The organism is Halorhodospira halophila (assembly GCF_016653405.1).
Lineage (GTDB): Bacteria > Pseudomonadota > Gammaproteobacteria > Nitrococcales > Halorhodospiraceae > Halorhodospira > Halorhodospira halophila_A.
On sequence record NZ_NHSN01000016.1, the window covers coordinates 187192 to 205298 of the forward strand.

The 18107-nt window shown below is 69.9% G+C and carries 16 protein-coding genes and 1 pseudogene; 13 read left to right on the forward strand and 4 right to left on the reverse strand.

Going from position 1 to position 18107, the window contains the following annotated elements:
• Window positions 1-61 precede the first annotated feature (61 nt).
• From mreC to lipB, 10 genes are all read left to right on the forward strand, one after another.
• Window positions 62-949, forward strand: a complete 888-nt coding sequence (gene mreC / locus CCR79_RS05915; RefSeq protein WP_201169837.1) for a rod shape-determining protein MreC — start codon at window positions 62-64, stop codon at window positions 947-949.
• 29 nt (window positions 950-978) lie between these two features.
• Window positions 979-1437: a rod shape-determining protein MreD gene (mreD, locus tag CCR79_RS05920; protein WP_345941482.1), complete on the forward strand. Its 459-nt coding sequence runs from the start codon at window positions 979-981 to the stop codon at window positions 1435-1437.
• A gap of 36 nt (window positions 1438-1473) precedes the next feature.
• The gene (gene mrdA / locus CCR79_RS05925) at window positions 1474-3399 is read left to right on the forward strand and encodes a penicillin-binding protein 2 (protein ID WP_201169788.1); all 1926 of its coding nucleotides are present in this window, start codon (window positions 1474-1476) and stop codon (window positions 3397-3399) included.
• Window positions 3396-4526, forward strand: a complete 1131-nt coding sequence (gene rodA, locus CCR79_RS05930) for a rod shape-determining protein RodA (protein WP_201169791.1) — start codon at window positions 3396-3398, stop codon at window positions 4524-4526. Before mrdA ends, rodA begins: the two co-directional genes overlap by 4 nt.
• 16 nt (window positions 4527-4542) lie before the next feature.
• Complete coding sequence (gene mltB, locus CCR79_RS05935; RefSeq protein WP_201169794.1) at window positions 4543-5529, forward strand: lytic murein transglycosylase B; 987 nt, start codon at window positions 4543-4545, stop codon at window positions 5527-5529.
• Entirely contained in the window at window positions 5526-6578 is a 1053-nt protein-coding gene (locus tag CCR79_RS05940) for a septal ring lytic transglycosylase RlpA family protein (RefSeq protein WP_201169796.1), read from the forward strand. Before mltB ends, CCR79_RS05940 begins: the two co-directional genes overlap by 4 nt.
• 74 nt (window positions 6579-6652) lie before the next feature.
• Window positions 6653-7831, forward strand: a complete 1179-nt coding sequence (locus CCR79_RS05945; RefSeq protein WP_201169798.1) for a D-alanyl-D-alanine carboxypeptidase family protein — start codon at window positions 6653-6655, stop codon at window positions 7829-7831.
• A gap of 3 nt (window positions 7832-7834) precedes the next feature.
• The gene (locus CCR79_RS05950) at window positions 7835-8701 is read left to right on the forward strand and encodes a D-amino acid aminotransferase (protein ID WP_201169800.1); all 867 of its coding nucleotides are present in this window, start codon (window positions 7835-7837) and stop codon (window positions 8699-8701) included.
• The gene (locus tag CCR79_RS05955; protein WP_201169802.1) at window positions 8698-8964 is read left to right on the forward strand and encodes a YbeD family protein; all 267 of its coding nucleotides are present in this window, start codon (window positions 8698-8700) and stop codon (window positions 8962-8964) included. Before CCR79_RS05950 ends, CCR79_RS05955 begins: the two co-directional genes overlap by 4 nt.
• Window positions 8965-8976: 12 nt before the next feature.
• On the forward strand, window positions 8977-9630 hold the full coding sequence (gene lipB, locus CCR79_RS05960) for a lipoyl(octanoyl) transferase LipB (RefSeq protein ID WP_201169804.1): 654 nt from the start codon (window positions 8977-8979) through the stop codon (window positions 9628-9630).
• Window positions 9631-9863: 233 nt separating this feature from the next.
• Here lipB and CCR79_RS05965 read toward each other — a convergent pair whose 3' ends face one another.
• From CCR79_RS05965 to CCR79_RS05980, 4 genes are read right to left on the reverse strand one after another with little or no spacing between them, the layout of a single operon-like run.
• Window positions 9864-10892, reverse strand: coding sequence for a M14 family metallopeptidase (locus tag CCR79_RS05965; RefSeq protein ID WP_201169807.1), 1029 nt, complete (start codon window positions 10890-10892; stop codon window positions 9864-9866).
• A gap of 26 nt (window positions 10893-10918) precedes the next feature.
• On the reverse strand, window positions 10919-12349 hold the full coding sequence (locus tag CCR79_RS05970) for a glutamate-cysteine ligase family protein (protein ID WP_201169810.1): 1431 nt from the start codon (window positions 12347-12349) through the stop codon (window positions 10919-10921).
• Between the two features lie 16 nt (window positions 12350-12365).
• A complete protein-coding gene (gene murU / locus CCR79_RS05975; protein WP_201169813.1) occupies window positions 12366-13052 on the reverse strand; it encodes an N-acetylmuramate alpha-1-phosphate uridylyltransferase MurU in 687 nt (228 codons plus the stop codon).
• 1 nt (window position 13053) lies between these two features.
• Entirely contained in the window at window positions 13054-14079 is a 1026-nt protein-coding gene (locus CCR79_RS05980; protein ID WP_201169816.1) for an aminoglycoside phosphotransferase family protein, read from the reverse strand.
• A gap of 106 nt (window positions 14080-14185) precedes the next feature.
• Here CCR79_RS05980 and CCR79_RS05985 point away from each other — a divergent pair, with 106 nt between their 5' ends.
• From CCR79_RS05985 to pdxA, 3 genes and pseudogenes are all read left to right on the forward strand, one after another.
• Window positions 14186-16573, forward strand: a complete 2388-nt coding sequence (locus tag CCR79_RS05985; RefSeq protein WP_201169819.1) for an LPS assembly protein LptD — start codon at window positions 14186-14188, stop codon at window positions 16571-16573.
• Between the two features lie 5 nt (window positions 16574-16578).
• Window positions 16579-17862, forward strand: coding sequence for a peptidylprolyl isomerase (locus tag CCR79_RS05990; protein ID WP_201169821.1), 1284 nt, complete (start codon window positions 16579-16581; stop codon window positions 17860-17862).
• Window positions 17859-18107 (forward strand): annotated as a pseudogene (pdxA, locus tag CCR79_RS05995) (4-hydroxythreonine-4-phosphate dehydrogenase PdxA); the annotation flags it as partial. The gene CCR79_RS05990 and the pseudogene pdxA, both read left to right, overlap by 4 nt.

Sequence of the window (18107 nt, forward strand, 5' to 3'; positions counted from 1 at the left end):
GGGTGGGGCCTGCGTTAGACTGGCAGGCTCCGCAAGCTGACGCTGCGAGGCTCGGTGAACCATTAAGCCGTTATTCACACAGGGTCCGTCGGCCACCGTGCGCCTGGTGCTGCTGGCCACGGTCTCGATCCTGCTCATGAGCCTGGACCACCGCGAGCACCTCGTCGAGCCGGTCCGCGAGACCGTCTCCGGGGTGGTGTATCCGCTGCGGTTCGTCGTCGACGCCCCCTTCTCCATCGCGGAACGGGTCTCCGAGCGGCTGGCCACACGCCATCAGATCATGGAGGAAAACCGCCAGCTGCGCGACCGGCACCTGGCGTACCAGGAGCGGCTCCAGCGCATGCAGGCCCTGGAGCGGGAGAACGAGCGCCTGCGCGAGCTGCTCGGCTCCTCGGAACGGCTCGAGACCGAGGTGGCCATCGCCGAGCTGATGCGCGTCGAGCTCGACCCCCACACCCACCTGGTCGAGATCGACCGCGGTGCCAGTCAGGGGGTGTTCGTCGGCCAGCCGGTCCTGGATGCCAACGGGGTCATGGGCCAGGTGGACCGGGTCGGACCCCGCTCGGCCAGCGTGCGGCTGATCTCCGACCCAAGCCACGCCATCCCGGTGGAGAACCATCGCAACGGGCTGCGCACCGTGGCTCTGGGCAGCGGCGACCCGCAGCGACTGGAGCTGGCCAACGTGCCGGGCAACGCCGACATCCGCGAGGGTGATCTGCTCACCGCCTCCGGGCTTGGCGGCGCCTTCCCACGCGGCTACCCGGTCGCCGAGGTCACCTCGGTGGAGGTGGAGGCCGGCGAGCCCTTCGCGCGGGTGACCGCCCGGCCGGCCGCGGAACTCGACCGCAGCCGCAAGCTGCTGCTGGTCTCCGTGGCCGACGACCCGGATACGCCCGGCGCCGAGGACGACGCCGGGGCCGCCGACGACAAGAGCGAGGACGAGTCTTGACGGGTCATCGGCCACGCAATGGGGGCGGGGTGATCCTGCTCAGCTTCATCATCGCCCTGATGCTGACCATCGTACCCATGCCGGGCTGGGCGCAGGAGTTCCGCCCGGAGTGGACGGCGCTGATCCTGCTCTACTGGAGTCTGGCGCTGCCTGAGCGGGTCGGGGTGGGCGTGGGGTGGCTCGCCGGTCTATTCCAGGACGCCCTGCTGGGGACCCTGCTGGGCCAGCACGCGCTGGCTTTTGCACTGATCGCCTTCCTGGCCCTGCGCCTGCACCAGCACCTGCGCCTGGTGCCCATCTGGCAACAGGCGGTGGTGGTGCTCGGGCTACTGCTCATCGCCCAGCTGGTGATCTTCTGGATCAACGGCATCATCGGCCGACCAGCCCCGGACTGGCAAGCCTGGGCAGCGATCCTGATCGGCGCCACCATCTGGCCGCTGATCTTCCACATCATGAGGGGGGTGCGGCGCCGTTTCCAGGTGCAGTAACACCCGGAGAGCGTACGGCGAGCAGCGGGGTATCTGGTGAGCCTTTCCATCCGCGATCAGCAACAGGATGCGCACCGGATCCGGCGACGGATCATCGCGGCCGGCGTGCTGTGTATCCTGGTCGTGACCGGGCTGATGACGCAGATGGTGCGCCTGCAGGTCGTGGATCACCACCACTACGCCACCCTGTCCCAGGAGAACCGCATCAAGGTGAATCCGATCCCCCCAAGCCGGGGTCAGATCCTCGATCGCAACGGAACCGTCCTCGCTGAGAATCGCCCCTCCTACCAGCTGGTGGCCACCCCGGAGCGCGTCCCGGACATCGACACCATGCTCGACGAGGTCGGCGAGATCATCGAGATCACTGAGGCCCAGCGCGAGCGCTTCCTCAACCGCCTGAACAACTCGCGCCATTTCGAGGCCATCCCTCTGCGCACCCGACTGGACGAGGAAGAGGTGGCCAAGCTGGCCGTTCACCGCCACCGCCTCCCGGGGCTCGAGGTGGACGCCCGGCTGGTACGCCACTACCCCAAGGGCTACACCGGCAGCCACGCCGTCGGCTACGTCGGGCGTATCACAGCGCAGGATCTACGCCATATCGACCGCCCCGCCTACCGGGGCACCAATCACATCGGCAAAAGCGGCGTGGAGCACGCCTTCGAGCAAGTCCTCCACGGCGAGGTCGGCGTCGAGCGTGTCGAGACCAACGCCGCCGGCCGGGTGTTGCGCACCCTCGACCGCCGCCCACCGCGCTCCGGGGAGGATTTGATCCTTACCCTGGACATCGATCTCCAGGAAGTAGCCGAGCGCGCCCTGGGCGAACAACGCGGCGCAGTGGTCGCTATGGATCCGAATACCGGAGAGCTGCTTGCCATGGCCAGCCGGCCTCACTACGACCCCAACATGTTCGTCCGCGGCATGAGCGGCGAGCACTTCCAAGAACTGGAGGACACCGGCTGGCAGCCGCTAATCAACCGACCGATACGCGGGCTGTACCCACCAGCGTCCACCATCAAGCCCTTCGTGGGGCTAGCCGCGCTGGAGCACGACGTGATCCGCCCCGACACCGAGATCCACTGTGACGGCGCCTACCACGTGGAGGGCCGCGACGAACCCTTTCGCTGCTGGCGAGACTGGGGCCACGGTGAGACCGACTACATCAAGGCTATCGCCGAATCCTGCAATGTCTTCTTCTACGATACCGCCTTCCGCCTGGGCATCGACCGGATGTCCGAGTTCCTGGAGCCCTTCGGCTTCGGCTCGCCGACCCGGGTGGACACCTCCGGCGAACGCAGCGGGATCCTCCCCAACCGCGACTGGAAGCGCCGTGCCCTGGGCGGCGGCTGGTACCACGGCGAGACCGTGATTACCGGCATCGGCCTGGGCTACTTCAGCACCACGCCCATGCAGCTGGCCCGGGCCACCGCCATCCTGGCGAACCAGGGACGCATCGTCGAACCGCGCCTGGTCCAGACGATCCGCGATGGCGAAGCGGGACACGAGTCGCGAACCGCCGCTAGCACCCCCCAGGAACGCATCGAGCTGAACGACCCGGAGCACTGGGAGCTCACTACCGAGGCCATGCGAGCCGCCGTCGAGCACCCCCGCGGCACGGCGCGGCTGATCGGCGACGATCTGGACTACAGCCTGGCCGGCAAGACCGGTACCGCGCAGGTCACCGAGAGCCGCGAGGACGACGACGAGGAGGAGATCCCCGAGCATCTGCGCAGTCACGCCCTGTTCATCGGTTTCGCGCCAGCGGAGGATCCGGAGATCGCTGTGGTCGTGGTGGTCGAGAACGCCGAGGGCGGCGGCGGCGCCGCGGCGGCGCCGGTGGCGCGCGCGGTCACCGACGCCTGGCTCGTGGACGACCACACCTTCCTCGAGGACCTGGAGACCGGCCGCATCGACGAGAGCGAGGTCGAGGACGAGGAAGAGGCCCCGATGGAGCTGATGCCATGAGCACAAGCGCCCTGCCCGGCAGCCAGGGGGTTGGTGTCCGGCTCTCGTTCCTGCAGTCGCGACTACACCTCGACGGGGTGCTGCTGACCGCGTTGGCCGCTGTCGCCGCCTTCGGCGTGGCAGTCCTATACAGCGCCTTCGGCGAGGACTGGGCACAGACCCAGAACCAGGTCATCCGCGTCTCCTTCGGCTTCCTGGCCCTGTTCGCGTGTGCCCAGATCCCGCCGCGCACCCTGCGCCGCTGGGCACCGTGGGTCTTCGGAGCCGGCATGGCACTGCTGGCCGCAGTGATGGTCATGGGCGCGATCGGCCAGGGGGCGCAGCGCTGGATCGACCTCGGCTTCATGCGCTTCCAGCCGGCCGAGCTGATGAAGCTGACCCTACCGTTGATGCTTGCCTGGCTACTGGCCGATCACGACATCCCGCCCCGCCCACGGCGCGTGATGCTGGCCCTGGTACTGATCGGCGTGCCGGCGGGGATGATCGCCGTCCAGCCGGATCTGGGCACCGCGGTGCTAGTGGCCGCCTCGGGGTTCTTCATCCTCTTCCTGGCCGGCCTGGGCTGGCGGTGGATCCTCAGCGGCGCTGCGCTGGCCGGCGCCACAGCGCCGCTGCTGTGGTTCTTCGTCATGCACGACTACCAGCGCGCCCGGGTATTGACCTTCCTCAACCCCGAGAACGACCCCCTCGGCGCGGGCTACCACATCATCCAGTCGAAGATCGCCATCGGCTCCGGCGGGCTGTTCGGCAAGGGCTGGCTCAACGGCTCCCAGGCGCACCTGGAGTTCATTCCTGAACGCCACACCGACTTCGTGCTGGCGGTGGTGGCCGAGGAGTTCGGCCTGATGGGCGTAGCACAGTTGCTGACCGTCTACCTGATCATCGTCGGCCGCGGCCTCTACATCGCCGCCCGGGCTCAGGACAACTTCAGCCGCTTGCTGGCCGGCAGCATCTCGCTGACCTTCTTTATCTACGTGCTGGTCAACGCCGGGATGGTCTCCGGGCTGCTGCCGGTGGTCGGCCTGCCCCTGCCGCTGGTTAGTTACGGGGGATCCTCGCTGGTGACCATCATGGCGGCTTTCGGTATTCTCATGGCTATCCACACCCACCGTCGTCTCTGGTCGTGAGGGCCCACAGCCGGTCATGAACCCACGCCTCCGTCACGCCACCGTGGCACTGCTGTGCGCCAGTGCGCTGCTCGGCACTGCCACCGCCACCACCACCGAGCGCGAGCGTTTCGCCGATCAAGTGGCCGAGCGCCACGACCTGGACGCCGAGCACCTGCGCGCGGTGCTCGCCGCCGCCGAGCACGATGAGCGGGTGCTCGAGCGCATCGCCGCCCCGGCCGAAGGACTCCCCTGGCACGAGTACCGCGGGATCTTCCTCACCGAGGAGCGCATTGCTGCCGGCCGCGACTACGGATCCGAGCACCGGGAGATGCTCGCCGCGGTCAGCGACGAGCACGGCGTCCCCGAGTCGGTGATCCTGGCCATCCTGGGCGTGGAGAGCTACTACGGCCAACGCCGCGGCGACCACCGGGTCCTCGACGCCCTGGCCACCCTGGGCTTCTCCGATCACCCGCGCGCGGGCTTCTTCCGCGACGAACTGGAGGCCTACCTGCTGCTCAGCCACGAGAACGAGTGGGACCCCACGGAGCCCACCGGCTCCTACGCCGGCGCCCTGGGTAAGGCGCAGTTCATCCCGTCGAGCTACCGCGCCTACGCCGTGGATCAGGACGGCGACGGGCGCCGCGACCTGATCGACAACCCGGCGGATGCCGCCGGCAGCGCCGCCCACTACCTGGCCCGGCACGGCTGGGAGCCCGGCGCGCCGGTAGCCCGCCGGGTGGAGGCCGAGGGCGCAGACTGGCAGCAGGCGCTGGCCGACACCAACCGCCCCGTGCCCGCCCGAAAGACCGTCGCCGAGCTGGAGGCGCTGGGGGTCGAGGTGCCGGAGTCGCTCGACGGCGACACCCCGGCGGCGCTCATCGAACTCGAGGGCGAAAGCGGCCCGCAGCTGTGGCTGACGCTGCAGAACTTCTACGTCCTGACCCGTTACAACCACAGCGCCCTCTACGCCATGGCCGTCCACCAGCTGGCCGAGGCCATTGCCGGGGGGCAACCCGAGTGAGGCCGCTTGCCACAGTGCTGCTCACTACGGCCAGCGGCGTAGCACTGATCGCCGGCTGCGCCGCCCCGGAGCGCGACCTGCCACCGCCCCGTCCGGATGAGGACCCGGCCGAACGGGTTGCCACCGACGGGCCCTCGGATCGCGACCCCGAGGAACTCGCCCGCCTGCCCGACGCCGTACCGCAGGACGTGCCGCCGAGCCGCTACGGCAATCCCGACCAGTACGAGGTCTTCGGCGAGACCTACCACACCATGAGCCGGGAAGAGGCCGAGGGCTTCACCCAGCGCGGGCGCGCCTCCTGGTACGGGACCAAGTTCCACGGCCGGCGCACCTCCAGCGGCACCCCCTACGACATGTACGCCATGACCGCCGCCCACCGCGAGCTTCCGCTGCCCACCTGGGTGGAGGTCACCAACCTGGAAAACGACCGCCGGGCGGTGGTCAAGGTCAACGACCGGGGCCCCTTCGTCGACCCCGACGAGCGCATCCTGGATCTGTCTTATGCCGCCGCGGTGCGCCTGGACGTGGCCGATCAAGGCACGGCCCCGGTCAAGATCCGCGTGGTGACCCCGGACGATCCGCCGCGGGACAAGGCCGACAACACGGATGCCGAGGTCGGCGATGCGCCGGCGGTGGAGACCTTCGGCGTCGACGATGAACGCGAGCCCGATCCCATCGAGGAGCTGATCACTGCACGGGAGGAGCGCGAGGACGAAAACGACTCCGGCGACACGCCCGCCTCCGCCGGCATCCCGGCAACGGTCCAGGTGCGCACCGCCGACCGCCTGCTGGACGAGGCCGGGGCGATCCAGCCGATCGCCATCCATCTGCAGACCGGCGTGTTCGGCCAGCGCGAGAACGCCGAGCGAATGCGGACCCGGATTCGCGAACTGGACCCGGAAGCCGAAGTGGCCGTCGAGGAGATCGATGGGGCCGAGGGGCCGCTGCACCGCGTTCGCCTGGGGCCGCTGGAGAACCTCGCCGACGTGGACCGCCTAGAACGGACCCTGGAGGAGGCGGGGATCGATCACTACCGCATCACCCCGTAACCCCCCCGCCCCCACCCGCAAACGCGTTACAATGAGAGCTCGTTGTGCCATCCGTCGAGACCGCCGCCATTCCGATGATGAGACGAACCCTCCTACGACTGCTCGTCCCCACCCTGCTGACCGCCGGGCTCCTTCCCATTGCCACCGCCGACGACCGCTGGGGTACGCCCATCGTCGAATCGGTCCCCACGCCATCGCCGCCGAGCATCGGCGCACCGAGCCACCTGCTCGTCGACATGCACAGCGGCTACATCCTCGCCCACCGCGACCCCGAGGAGAGCTGGGAGCCGGCCAGTCTGGCCAAGATCATGACCGCCTACGTGGTCTTCGAGGAGCTCGCTGACGGGCACATCGGACTCGAGGACAAGGTTACCGTCAGCGAGAACGCCTGGCGCTCCAGCGGATCGCGGATGTTCCTGGAGGTCGGCAACGAAGTCACCGTGGCCGAGCTGCTGCAGGGGCTGATCGTGCAATCCGGCAACGACGCCGCCGTGGCGCTGGCCGAGCACGTGGCCGGGGACGAGGACACCTTCGCCCAGGTCATGAACCAGTACGCCAGCCGCCTGGGCATGGAGAACACCCGTTACACCAACGCCACGGGCATGCCCCATGAGCAGATGCGCACCACGGCCAGGGACACGGCGCGCCTGGCCCGGGCCATGATCGACGACTTCCCCGAGTTCTACGACTGGTACTCGCAGCGCTCCTTCGAGTACGCGGGGATCAACCAGCACAACCGCAACCGCCTGCTCTGGCGCGACGAGACCGTCGACGGGCTGAAGACCGGCTACACCAGCTCCGCCGGCTACAACCTGGTCACCTCCGCCGAGCGCGGGGGCATGCGCCTGATCTCCGTGGTCCTCGGTACCGAAAGCGAGGATGCGCGGGCCCAGCAGAGCCTGCAGCTACTCAACTACGGCTTCCGCTTCTTCGAGACCCACCGCCTCTACAGCGCCGGCGAGCAGCTGACCGAGGCGCGCGCCTGGATGGGCGAGGTCGACTCCGTGGCCCTGGGCATCCCGGACGATCTCTACGTGACCATCCCCCGCCAAGAGTACGACAACCTCACCGCCTCGGTAAGCGTCGACGGCCAGATCCGCGCCCCGGTGGCGGCTGGCACGGAGATTGGCACGCTGAAGATCGAGCTTGCCGGCAGCGTGATCCACGAGGAGCCGCTGATCGCCATGGAGGACGTCGAAGAGGGGGGCCTCTGGCGCCGCATGATCGACCAGGTCTGGCTGCAGTTCGAGTAGCCGATGGGCAATCCGGCGACCTGCTACCTCAACGGCGAGCTGATGGCGCTCGCCTCGGCGCGGATCTCGCCCCTGGATCGCGGCTTTCTTTTCGGCGACGGGGTCTACGAGGTGATCCCCTGCTACGGTGGCGTGCCCTTCCGGCTCGATGCGCACCTGCGGCGGCTGGCCAACTCACTGGCGGCCATCGACTTGGCCGATCCGCTCTCCGCAAGGGGCTGGACGGAGGTCTTCGAGCAGGTCTGCCGGGCTAACGGCGGCGGCGATCAGTCGCTCTACCTCCAGGTCACCCGGGGCTGCCCCGAGCGGCGCACCCACGAGTTCCCCGGGCGCAGCGAGCCGACCGTCTTTGTCATGAGCTCACCGCTGCCGGCGGCCGGTGCCTTTGCCGACGGGCTGCACGCCACCCTGCGCGAGGACCTGCGCTGGGCCCGCTGCGACATCAAGGCGGTAGCCCTACTGCCCAATGTGCTGCTGCGCCAGGAGGCCATCGCCGCCGGCGCCGACGAGGCCATCCTGCACCGCGATGGACAGATCACCGAGGGTGCGGCGAGCACGGTCTTCCTCGTCCGCGACGGCGAGCTGGCGACACCGGCGCTTCACCCCGGCCTGCTCCCCGGGATCACGCGGGAAGTAATCCTCGAGCTGGCCGAGCAGCACGGGCTACCCTTTCGGTGTCGCCCGATCGGCCTGGACGAACTGCGGTCGGCGGACGAAGTCTGGCTGTCGAGCGCCACCAAGGAGGTCGCCCCGGTGCTGCGCATCGACGGAGACCCGGTGGGCAACGGCAGCCCCGGGCCGGTGTTCGCGGCCATGCGGGGCTGGTTCACCCGACTGCGTGAGGCAACCGCCCGCGGGAGGCAGCCATGAGCGAATTCAACGCCGACAATACGCCCCTGGAGTTCCCCTGCCGGATCGGGGTCAAGGCCATGGGACACGCCGGCGCCGACCTGGCCACGCGCGTCGAGCGCATCGCCGCCGGCCACGCTACGATCCTCGAGGTGCGCACCACCGGCAGCCGCACCGGCCGCTATGTGTCGGTAACGGTGACCATCGAGGCCCACAGCCGCGACCAGCTCGAGGGGCTCTACCGCGAGCTCAATGCCGATGACGCCATCATGGTGACCCTCTAGGAGGCCGCCCTTTTGCCCTGCGCCCTCGAACACATCCATACCCGCTACCTGGGTGAGCAGCCTTACGAGGCCACCTGGTCCGCCATGCGCACCTTCACCGACGAGCGCAGCGCCGCGACGGCCGATGAGCTCTGGCTGCTCCAGCACCCGCCGGTCTACACCCTGGGCCAGGCGGGCCGCGCGGAGCACATCCTCGATGCCGGCGAGACGCCGGTGGTGCGCACCGACCGCGGCGGCCAGGTCACCTGGCACGGTCCGGGGCAACTGGTTGCCTACCCCCTACTCGACCTGCGGCGCTGGAACCTGGGGGTACGCACCCTGGTCCACGCCCTGGAGCAGGCGGTCATCTCGCTGCTCGCCGCCTACGGGGTCCCCTCAGGCCGCCGTGAGGACGCCCCGGGGGTCTACGTGGAGGGGGCCAAGGTAGCCGCGCTGGGGATCCGGGTCCGCCGGGGCTGCAGCTATCACGGGCTGTCGCTGAACGTCAGCAACGACCTAAACCCCTTCCAGCGCATCAACCCCTGCGGCCATGCCGGTCTGCCCACGACGCGGCTGCGTGACCTGGGCATCACCACGTCGCTGGACCGGCTCGAGGTGGAACTGGGCATCTATCTGCTGCAGGCCATCGACGCCGCCTCCCGCGAACCCCGCCAAGAGCCCGCCTGAGGGTACAGCGGCGCGCCCCCCTGGGGCGGGCGCTAACGAGCGCACCCCTGCGGGGTACCCTGCGCTGCTCCCCCGCTCGGGGCCGCTCGCTTAACTCGCGGCGCTGTCGCGCCGCTCGGACAAAACCTCGCTGATCAGCGCGAACCTTCCCCGGTTCGCGCTGATCCCCCGAGCGGGGTGCGCTGCTCGGTGCGCTCAATGCGCCCGCCCCAGGGGGGCGCGCCGCTGCACCCTCAGGCGGGCTCAGCCGCCGGCGGTGTGCCCAGGCGGACCGGCTCCATCAGGTAGCAGAGTACATCCTGACGGATGGCCGTCGTATTGCAGGCGAGCATGGCCGGCATCGCCGGACGGCGCAGGCGGATCGTCTCACCATCGCGCTGGAAAAACTCCGCCGCCGCCTCGCGCCCGTCATTGTCCTCCACCGTGAAGAACGCCCGGGACTCCGGCGCAACCCGGGCGAACACGGTCCCCTCGGGCAGATCACGGAAATTGCACCGCTCCAGATCGTCCATCAGCTGTAGATCCGCCCCGCGCGCCTCGCCGAAACCGAAGCTGCACTGCTCCGGAATCCGCACCGCAGCCACCGTGTGATAGACCGAGATATCCGCGGGCACCCCCTGGGGCAGGCGGGAGAGGTGTAGCGCGCTGGAGATCAGTTCGGCGGCGTGATCCGCCGCCCCGGGGCTGCCCGGCTGCCCGCACTCCACGGTGACCGCCGGCGCCAGCCGGGCCATGGCCAGCGACTGTACCCCTTGAGGCCGCGTGAAGTAGACCACCGTGCGCGAGAACAGCGCAGCGAGCTGAAGATACGGCCCCTCGAGGCGATTAACGCAGCCGTAGTGCGGGTTCAGCCCGGTGTTGTTGTGCACATCGATGCTGGCGAAACAGCCCCGCGAGCGTACGCGGGCCACCACCTCGGCGGCGAGGTGCTGTTCCGGGCTGTCGGGCAGGCTCGTCCCCGGCCACACCCGATTGTAGTCGGGCTGTTCGGGGAGACGGCGGACGCCGTGCCGGGCTGCACGCACATTGCCGATGAACAGCAGCAGGGTCCGGGGCAGCGGACGCCCCTGGAAATCGGCCAGGACCTGCCGCACCGCCTCCCAGCCGGTGGTCTCGTTGCCGTGGAGCAGGACGGTGACGAAAAGCGGCGGTTCACGGCGCCCGGGCACCTCGATCAGGCTCGGCCCGCCGAGGCGCTCCTCCAACTCGGCGGGCCCTGCGCGGAGCAGTCCTTCCGGCAGTCCCTGGTAGGTCTTCAGCATGGGCCGATCGCCCTCCTGTCTGGTTTCTAAAGCGGCCAGCGATGAACCGGTTCACCGTCGGCAGCTCGATCCAGGTAGGCCCGCGTCAGGGCCTGGTTGTCGTCGCCGTGGCGCTCCATCCAGGCGAGCTGCCAATCGGCGCCGGTGCGCCCGCTGGCCACCCGCTCCTCCACCACGCGCAGGTGCGCGGTGGCCTCGGCCTCGGCCACGCCGGCCCGTACCAGCCCGCGGCGGGCCTTGGGCAGCAAGCGCTCGGCGACCAGGTCGCCCAGCCGGCCGAACCAGCCGTCCAGCCACTCCACCTCGGCGTCCAGGCCGTAACGGGCGGCAGCATAGAAGTTCTGCTCAGCGATGTGGAACGGCAGCTCCTCCACCAGCCCTGGGCGGGATTCGGCCAGCTCGGCCACCGCACCGTAGAAAAAGGCGGCGTTGGCCAGCACGTCGGCCAGGGTCGGGCCGGCGGCCATCACCCGATGCTCAAGACGCAGCTGGCACCGGCCGTCGACCACGTCCACCAGCGGCCGGTTCCAGCGCCAGATGGTGCCGTTGTGCAGGCGCAGATGGGCCAGCGCTTCCACCGGGGTGTCCTGGAGCACCGGCAGCAGCACGGGGTGGTGCTGCCGATTCTCGACAAAGAAGCCATAGAGGGCGTCGCGTGCATAGCCACTACCGAACCCCACCCGCGCCAGGGTACCGGCGCCGCGCGGCTCCAGGCGAGTGCACGCCACAGCCTGCTCGAACAGCGGGATGCGGCTCTCCTGCCAGAGGCGGCGCCCGAAGAGCAGCGGCGAATTGGCGGCCACCGCCACCGATGCCGCCGACAGCGCCACCGCCGCATTGAAGAACGCCGCGATGCGCTGCGGCGGCACCTGCAGGTGCAGCTGCAGCGAGGTGGTGGCCGCCTCCAGCATGACGTCGTGACGCTCGGTGCGGAAGCGCTCCGCCCCCTCGATATCGAGAGTCAGCGGCTGGCGCCCGCGCAGCGCCAGCACCTGCTCGTTCAGCGCGGCGTAGCGCGGCGACGGGGTCATGTTGCTCAGGCACAGGTCCGCTTCCCGCACCGAAGGCAGGATACCCACTAGGGCGACCCGGCAGCCGGCCTCCGACGCCGCCTGCTGCGCTCGCGCCCAGCGCCCGGTCAGCTCCGCCTGCAGGGCCTGCAGCGAGGAGCCGGCCAGCGCATGCACGTCCGTGTTGATCTCCAGGTTGAAGCGCGCGAGCTCATTCTCGACGCGCTCATCCTCGACCCGGCTTAGCACCCGATCGCTGACCGGCGCCGGGCGCCCCTGCGCATCCACCAGCCACGCCTCGAGCTCGAGACCGATGCTCGGCGCCCCCTGCGCGACCCGTCCGGCCCGCAGCCACTCGCCCAGCAGCCGGGTCTCGTCCCGGAGCCTCTGGCGAAAGACCGAGAAGTCGTCGCTCCCGAAGCGTGCCCGACCGATCTCCTGTCCCACGTCCGTCGCTCCCTCGCTACTCCGGCGCCGGACCGGCCTCCGCCAGCACCTGGCGGCGCAGCTGCTCGAGCCGTTCCGGCGTGCCGATATCGGACCAGATCCCGGGCCAGTAGGTCCCGGTGAGTTCCCCGCGCTGCGCAGCACTGCGCAGCAACGGCGCCAGCGGGAAACACCCGCGCCGGCACCCGCGCCAGAGGCGGGGGTGGAAGGCGCCGATCCCGGCAAAGGTCAGCCGCTGTCCGCTCCCGGTGGTCACCCGTCCCTGACCGTCGAGGGCGAAATCGCCGTCGGGGTTATGGGCCGGGTTGTCCACCAGCACCAAGTGCGCAGCGACCGAGAGCGAGCGGGGCAGGCGCTGCAGCGGGTAGTCGCTCCAGACGTCGCCGTTGACGACCCAGAACGGGCTGTCGCCGAGTAGAGGCAGCGCCTGGCGGATGCCGCCGCCGGTGTCCAAGGCGCCTTCCGGCTCGCGGCTGTAGTGCACGCGCACCCCCCAGGCGCGCCCATCGCCGACCGCCGTCTCGATCTGCTCACCCAGCCAGGCGGTATTGATCACCACCGTCTCGACCCCGGCCGCGCTCAGGCGCTGCAGCTGCCAGCCAATCAGCGGCATCCCCGCAACCTCCAGCAGCGGCTTCGGGGTGGTGTCGGTCAGCGGGCGCATCCGCTCGCCGCGCCCGGCGGCCAGGATCATGGCACGCATCTCAGTCCACCTTGGCGTCCGGGACCCGCCCCGGCGCCTCCGCCAGGGCCCGCACCTCGTCCACCAGCGCGCGTAGCGCCGGCTCCTCCTCCGCTGCTGCGCGCAGATACTTAAAGAACCGCGGCGCGTCGGCCAGGTAATGCGGCTTGCCGTCACGGTAGGCCAACCGGGCGAAGATACCGAGCACCTTGAGGTGACGCTGCACCCCCATCCACTGGCAGTCCGCCCAGAACAGCTCGAACGCCCACGGCACGGGTACGCCGGCCTCGAGCGCCAGGCGGTGATAGCGCTGAAGGGTGGCCACTTCGCGTTCGCGCGGCCAGCTGATGAAGGCATCGCGCACGAGGGAGACAGCATCATAGGAAACCGGCCCGTCCACCGCGTCCTGGAAGTCCAGCACACCAGGCAGCGGCGCACAGTCCATCAGATTGCGCGGCATGTAGTCCCGGTGACAGAACGCCCGGCTCTGGGCGGCAAGCCGTTCGAGCAGATCGTCCAGACCGCCGCCAAGGCGCCGCCGGGCTTCCGCGGCAGCCACCCCGCAGCAGTGCGGCAGGTACCAGTCGGTGAACAGCTCCAGCTCCCGGCGCAGCCGCGGGGTATCGTAGGCGGGCAGACCGGCCACCGGCACGGCAGCCTGGGCGCGGACCAGGGCGTTGACGGCAGCGTCGAGCAGCGGCTGGGGGTCGGCCCCATCCTGGAATGCCTGCAGGTAGGTGCGGCGGCCCAGGTCGGTGAGCAGCAACAGGCCCCGCTCCTGGTCGGCGGCCTCCACTCGCGGTGCGTGGACCCCCGCAGCAGTCAGCAATCCGGCGACGTGTACAAAGGCCGCCACGGACTCGGGCTGCCCCGGGGCGTCCATGATGATCCGGCTACCCCCGTCGGGCAGCTCGATCCGGAAGTAGCGGCGGCTGCTGGCGTCGGCCGCCGCCGGCGTCAGCGCCGGCGGCTGCGCGGCATCGAGCTGCCACCGAGCCCACTCGCGCGCCTCGGCGGCGCGGGCATCATCCCAGGCCAGTGCGTTCATCCCTCCATTGCGCGCCACGGCGGCGCCGATTGCAAGCCGTCGTGCGTTGCCACGCGCCCCCCCGTGTGCCAAGGTAGCGGCGCTCGCCGCCGGATCGCAACGAACCGTGAACCGTTCACTCCCACTCACCGCCGTCCTTGCGGCAGGCCTGGCCGCCTCCGTGGTTGCAGCCGCCGATGCGGACAACGTCGAAGAGGCCCGTGTCCCCCCCGGCCACATCCCCAGCGACCCTGGCGCACTCCGGCAGATCCAGCTTTGCGGCCCCCCACTGGCGCCATCCCCCGACGCCGTGGACCGCACACGGCGCAACCACCCCGACACACCCCTGATCCTGGATGCCGAAGCCATCGACGCCGATGGCCTGCGCGCCCTCTACCGTCTGCGCGGCGACGCTGAACTGCGCCGGCTCGATCAGCACCTGCGCGCGGAGAACCTCGATCTCGACGAGGCGGCGGGTCGCGCGCGCGTGCCTGGGGCCTTCGCGTACTCGGAGTCCGGCCTGCACCTATGGGGCACGGCGGGGCGCTTCGACCTCGACGAAGACCGCATCGAGGTGGACGGCGCGGAATTCCGGATCCATCCGCACATGCACGGCGCCGCCCGGCACCTGGTCTCCACCGGAGCGGAGCAGACCCGGCTAACCGACCTGCGCTACTCCACCTGCCCGCCGGGGGATGAGTTGTGGTGGCTGCACGCCGGGTCGCTGGACCTGGATCACGACGCCGGCCTGGGCGAGGCGCGCCACGCGCGGGTGGAGCTCGGCGGCATCCCCTGGTTCTACACCCCGTATCTGCAGTTCCCCATCGACGACCGGCCACGCACCGGGATCCTGCCGCCGAGCTTCGGCCAGTCCGATACCGACGGTGGCTATTTCACGCTGCCGGTCTACGTGCGCCTGGCGCCGAATTACGACCTGACCCTGCAGCCGACCTACTACTCGCGACGGGGGGTTCAGCTCGGTGGGGAGTTCCGCTATCTGCGCCCGAGCTTCGATGGCGAGCTGTCCGCGGAGTACCTGCCCGACGACGACGTCTACGCCGATCAGCTGCGCGAAGACGGCGAGCCGGAGATCGATGCCGAACGCTGGGCCGTGGACTGGTCCCACCGCGGGGATCTACCCTACGGCGTCGACTACCAGGTAGACGTCGAGCGCGTCGGCGACGTGGACTACCTGAGGGACTTCTCATCGGATCTGGTAGGCAGCAGCGATGCCGAGCTCGAGAGTCGCGCCCTGGCGCGGCAGTCCCGCGGCGATCACGAGTGGGAGGCCGAGCTGCAGCACTGGCAGAACCTGCGCCCGGACGACCGCGACGACCCGTACCGGCGCTGGCCCGCGATCGGCTACCAGCACACGCCCGGGGTGCTGCCCGGTGGCGTGGAGTACCGCCTGGAGGGCGAGGCGGTGCGCTTCGAGCTGCCCGAGGGTCCCGAGGCAGAGAATGACGAACAGCGCCCGGTGGGACGACGCTACCACGTCAACCCGCGGATCTCCTGGCCCCTGCAGCGCCAGGCCTTCTTCATCGAGCCGGGGCTGAGCCTGCACCACACCCGCTACGACCTAGATCGGGCCGGCGACGCCCCCGGTGACGAGCAGCTCAGCCGCACCGTGCCCATCGCCAGCCTCGATGCCGGCATCTTCCTCGAGCGGCCGTTCCAGCTCGGCAACCGCCCTTTCCTGCAAACGCTGGAACCCCGGGTGTACTATCTTTACGCCCCCTACCGCGACCAGGGGGACTACCCGGACTTCGACACCAGCGAGCGCGGCAACACCGTGGCGCAGCTCTTCCAGGAGAACCGCTTCTCCGGCATCGACCGCATCGGTGACGCAGACCAGATCACCGCCGCGGTGACCACCCGTTTCCTCGACATCGTCGATGGCCGCGAACCGTTACGCGCGAGCATCGGCCAGGTCTACTACCGGGAGGATCGGCGGGTGACCCTGGACACCGACCCGGACGACCCGGCCCTGACCCGCAGCAGTTCGGACATCTTCGCCGACGCCGAGCTGCGCCTGCCCGGCGGGCTTTCGGTCCGCGGCGAATACCGCTACGACCCGGAGCGGGAAGTGGCTGCAGCCACCAGCCTCGCCGCCGACTGGCAGTACCAGCCCACCCCGGGCGCCCTGGTGAATCTCGGCTACCGGGTCCGCCAGGAAGCCAAGGACGACGAGGACGATGAACCGGTGCTGGAGACCACGCAGGACCTGATCGAGGCCTCGGCGGTGGTGCCCATCGACGCCCGTTGGCGCGGCGTTGGCGGCTGGCAGTACTCGCGGCTGGAACGGACGAACCTGGAAGTGGTCGGAGGAGTGGAGTACCGCCAGTGCTGCTGGGCGGTGCGCGGTGTCGCCCGGCGCTTCCGCCGCGGCGCGGCCCGGGAAGTGGAAAACACCTTCATGCTCGAATTCGAGCTCACCGGCCTGGGCCGACTGGGCCAGGACACGGCATCCTTCCTTGAAGACGTGGTGCCCGACTACGACGAAACGGTATTCTAGACCCCATGAAGATTCGAGCCTTTCTCTGCGCCGCAACCCTGCTCGCCGGGCTGCCGGCCCTGGCCGCCAGTGAGACCCTGGACCGCATCGTGGCCGTCGCCGACCAGGAGGTCGTGCTCGCCTCGGAGCTGGAACAGGAGATCGAGCAGATCCGTGCCCAGTTCTTCCAGCGCGGTCAGCAGCCGCCACCGGCGGACCAGCTGCGCGAGCAGGTTCTCGAGCGCCTGGTGATGCAGCGCTTGCAGATGGGCCATGCGCAGCGCGCCGGCATCCAGGTAGACGACGCCACCCTGGACGCCGCCATGCAGCGCATCGCCGCGCAGAACAACATGACCCTCGCTCAGCTGCGCGACGCCCTCGCCCAGGAGGGGATGGACATGGCCGGTTTCCGTGAGGACCTGCGCGAGCAGATCACCGTCGAGCGACTCCAGCAGGCCGTGGTCCAGCAGGAGGTCGAGGTCTCGCCGCAGGAGATCGACGAGGCCGTCGAGGCGGCGGCGGCTCGGGATAACATGGAGTACCGGGTGGCGCACATCCGCATCGGCACGCCTGAGGGCGCCTCCTCGGATGACCTGCGCGCCGCCGAAGAGCGGGCCGGCGAGATCCGCGCCCGTGCGGTGGACAGCGACAGCGACTTCGCCACCCTGGCCGAGACCTTCTCGGATGCGGCCACCGCCGGCGAAGGCGGCGAGATCGGCTGGCGACTGCCCGGCCAGTTGCCCTCGGCCTTTGCCGACGTCGTCGAAGGCATGGAGCCGGGCGAGGTCAGCGAGCCGGTCCAGGCGGCCGACGGTTTCCATATCGTCAAGCTCATCGACCGGCGCAGTGAAGATGCCCAGATTGTCGAGGAGACCCGCGCCCGCCACATCCTCCTGCGCCCCGGCGACGGCATCGAGGTGGAGGACGTCCGGCAACGGCTGAACAGCTTCCGCGAGCGCATCGACGAGGGCGAGAGCTTGGAGTTCCTCGCCCGGCAGTACTCGCAGGAGCCGGGCGCCGAGGCCAGCGGCGGGGACATCGGCTGGACCCGCAGTGGCCAGCTGGTCGCCTCCTTCCAGGAGCAGCTGGATGAGCTCGAAGTGGGTGAGGTCAGCGAGCCGTTCCGCACCGAATACGGCTGGCACATCGTCCGCGTGGAGGATCGGCGCGAGCGCGACGTCACGGACGATCGCCGCCGCGAGCGCATCGCCCAGCAGATCCACGAGCGCAAGAGCCAGGAGGCCCTGGAGCAGTGGCTGCGGGAGCTGCGCGAGGAGGCCTACGTCGACTACCGCCTGGGGGGGTCGTGAGCGACGGCCGCCCGCGCATCGCGGTCACCTGCGGCGAACCGGCTGGTATCGGCTACGAGCTGGTAGCCGCTGCGGCCATGCGCAGTCACGCCGCGGAGCTGGTCGCCATCGGCGATCCGGCGCTGCTGCGCGAGCGCAGCCGCGTCCTCGACGCCCCCGAGCTGGCCACCCCGGCGTGGTCCCCCGAAACGCCGCGGGCGGCCCACCGTGCCGGTTGCCTGCCCGTGGATCCCGTGCGGTTGGCC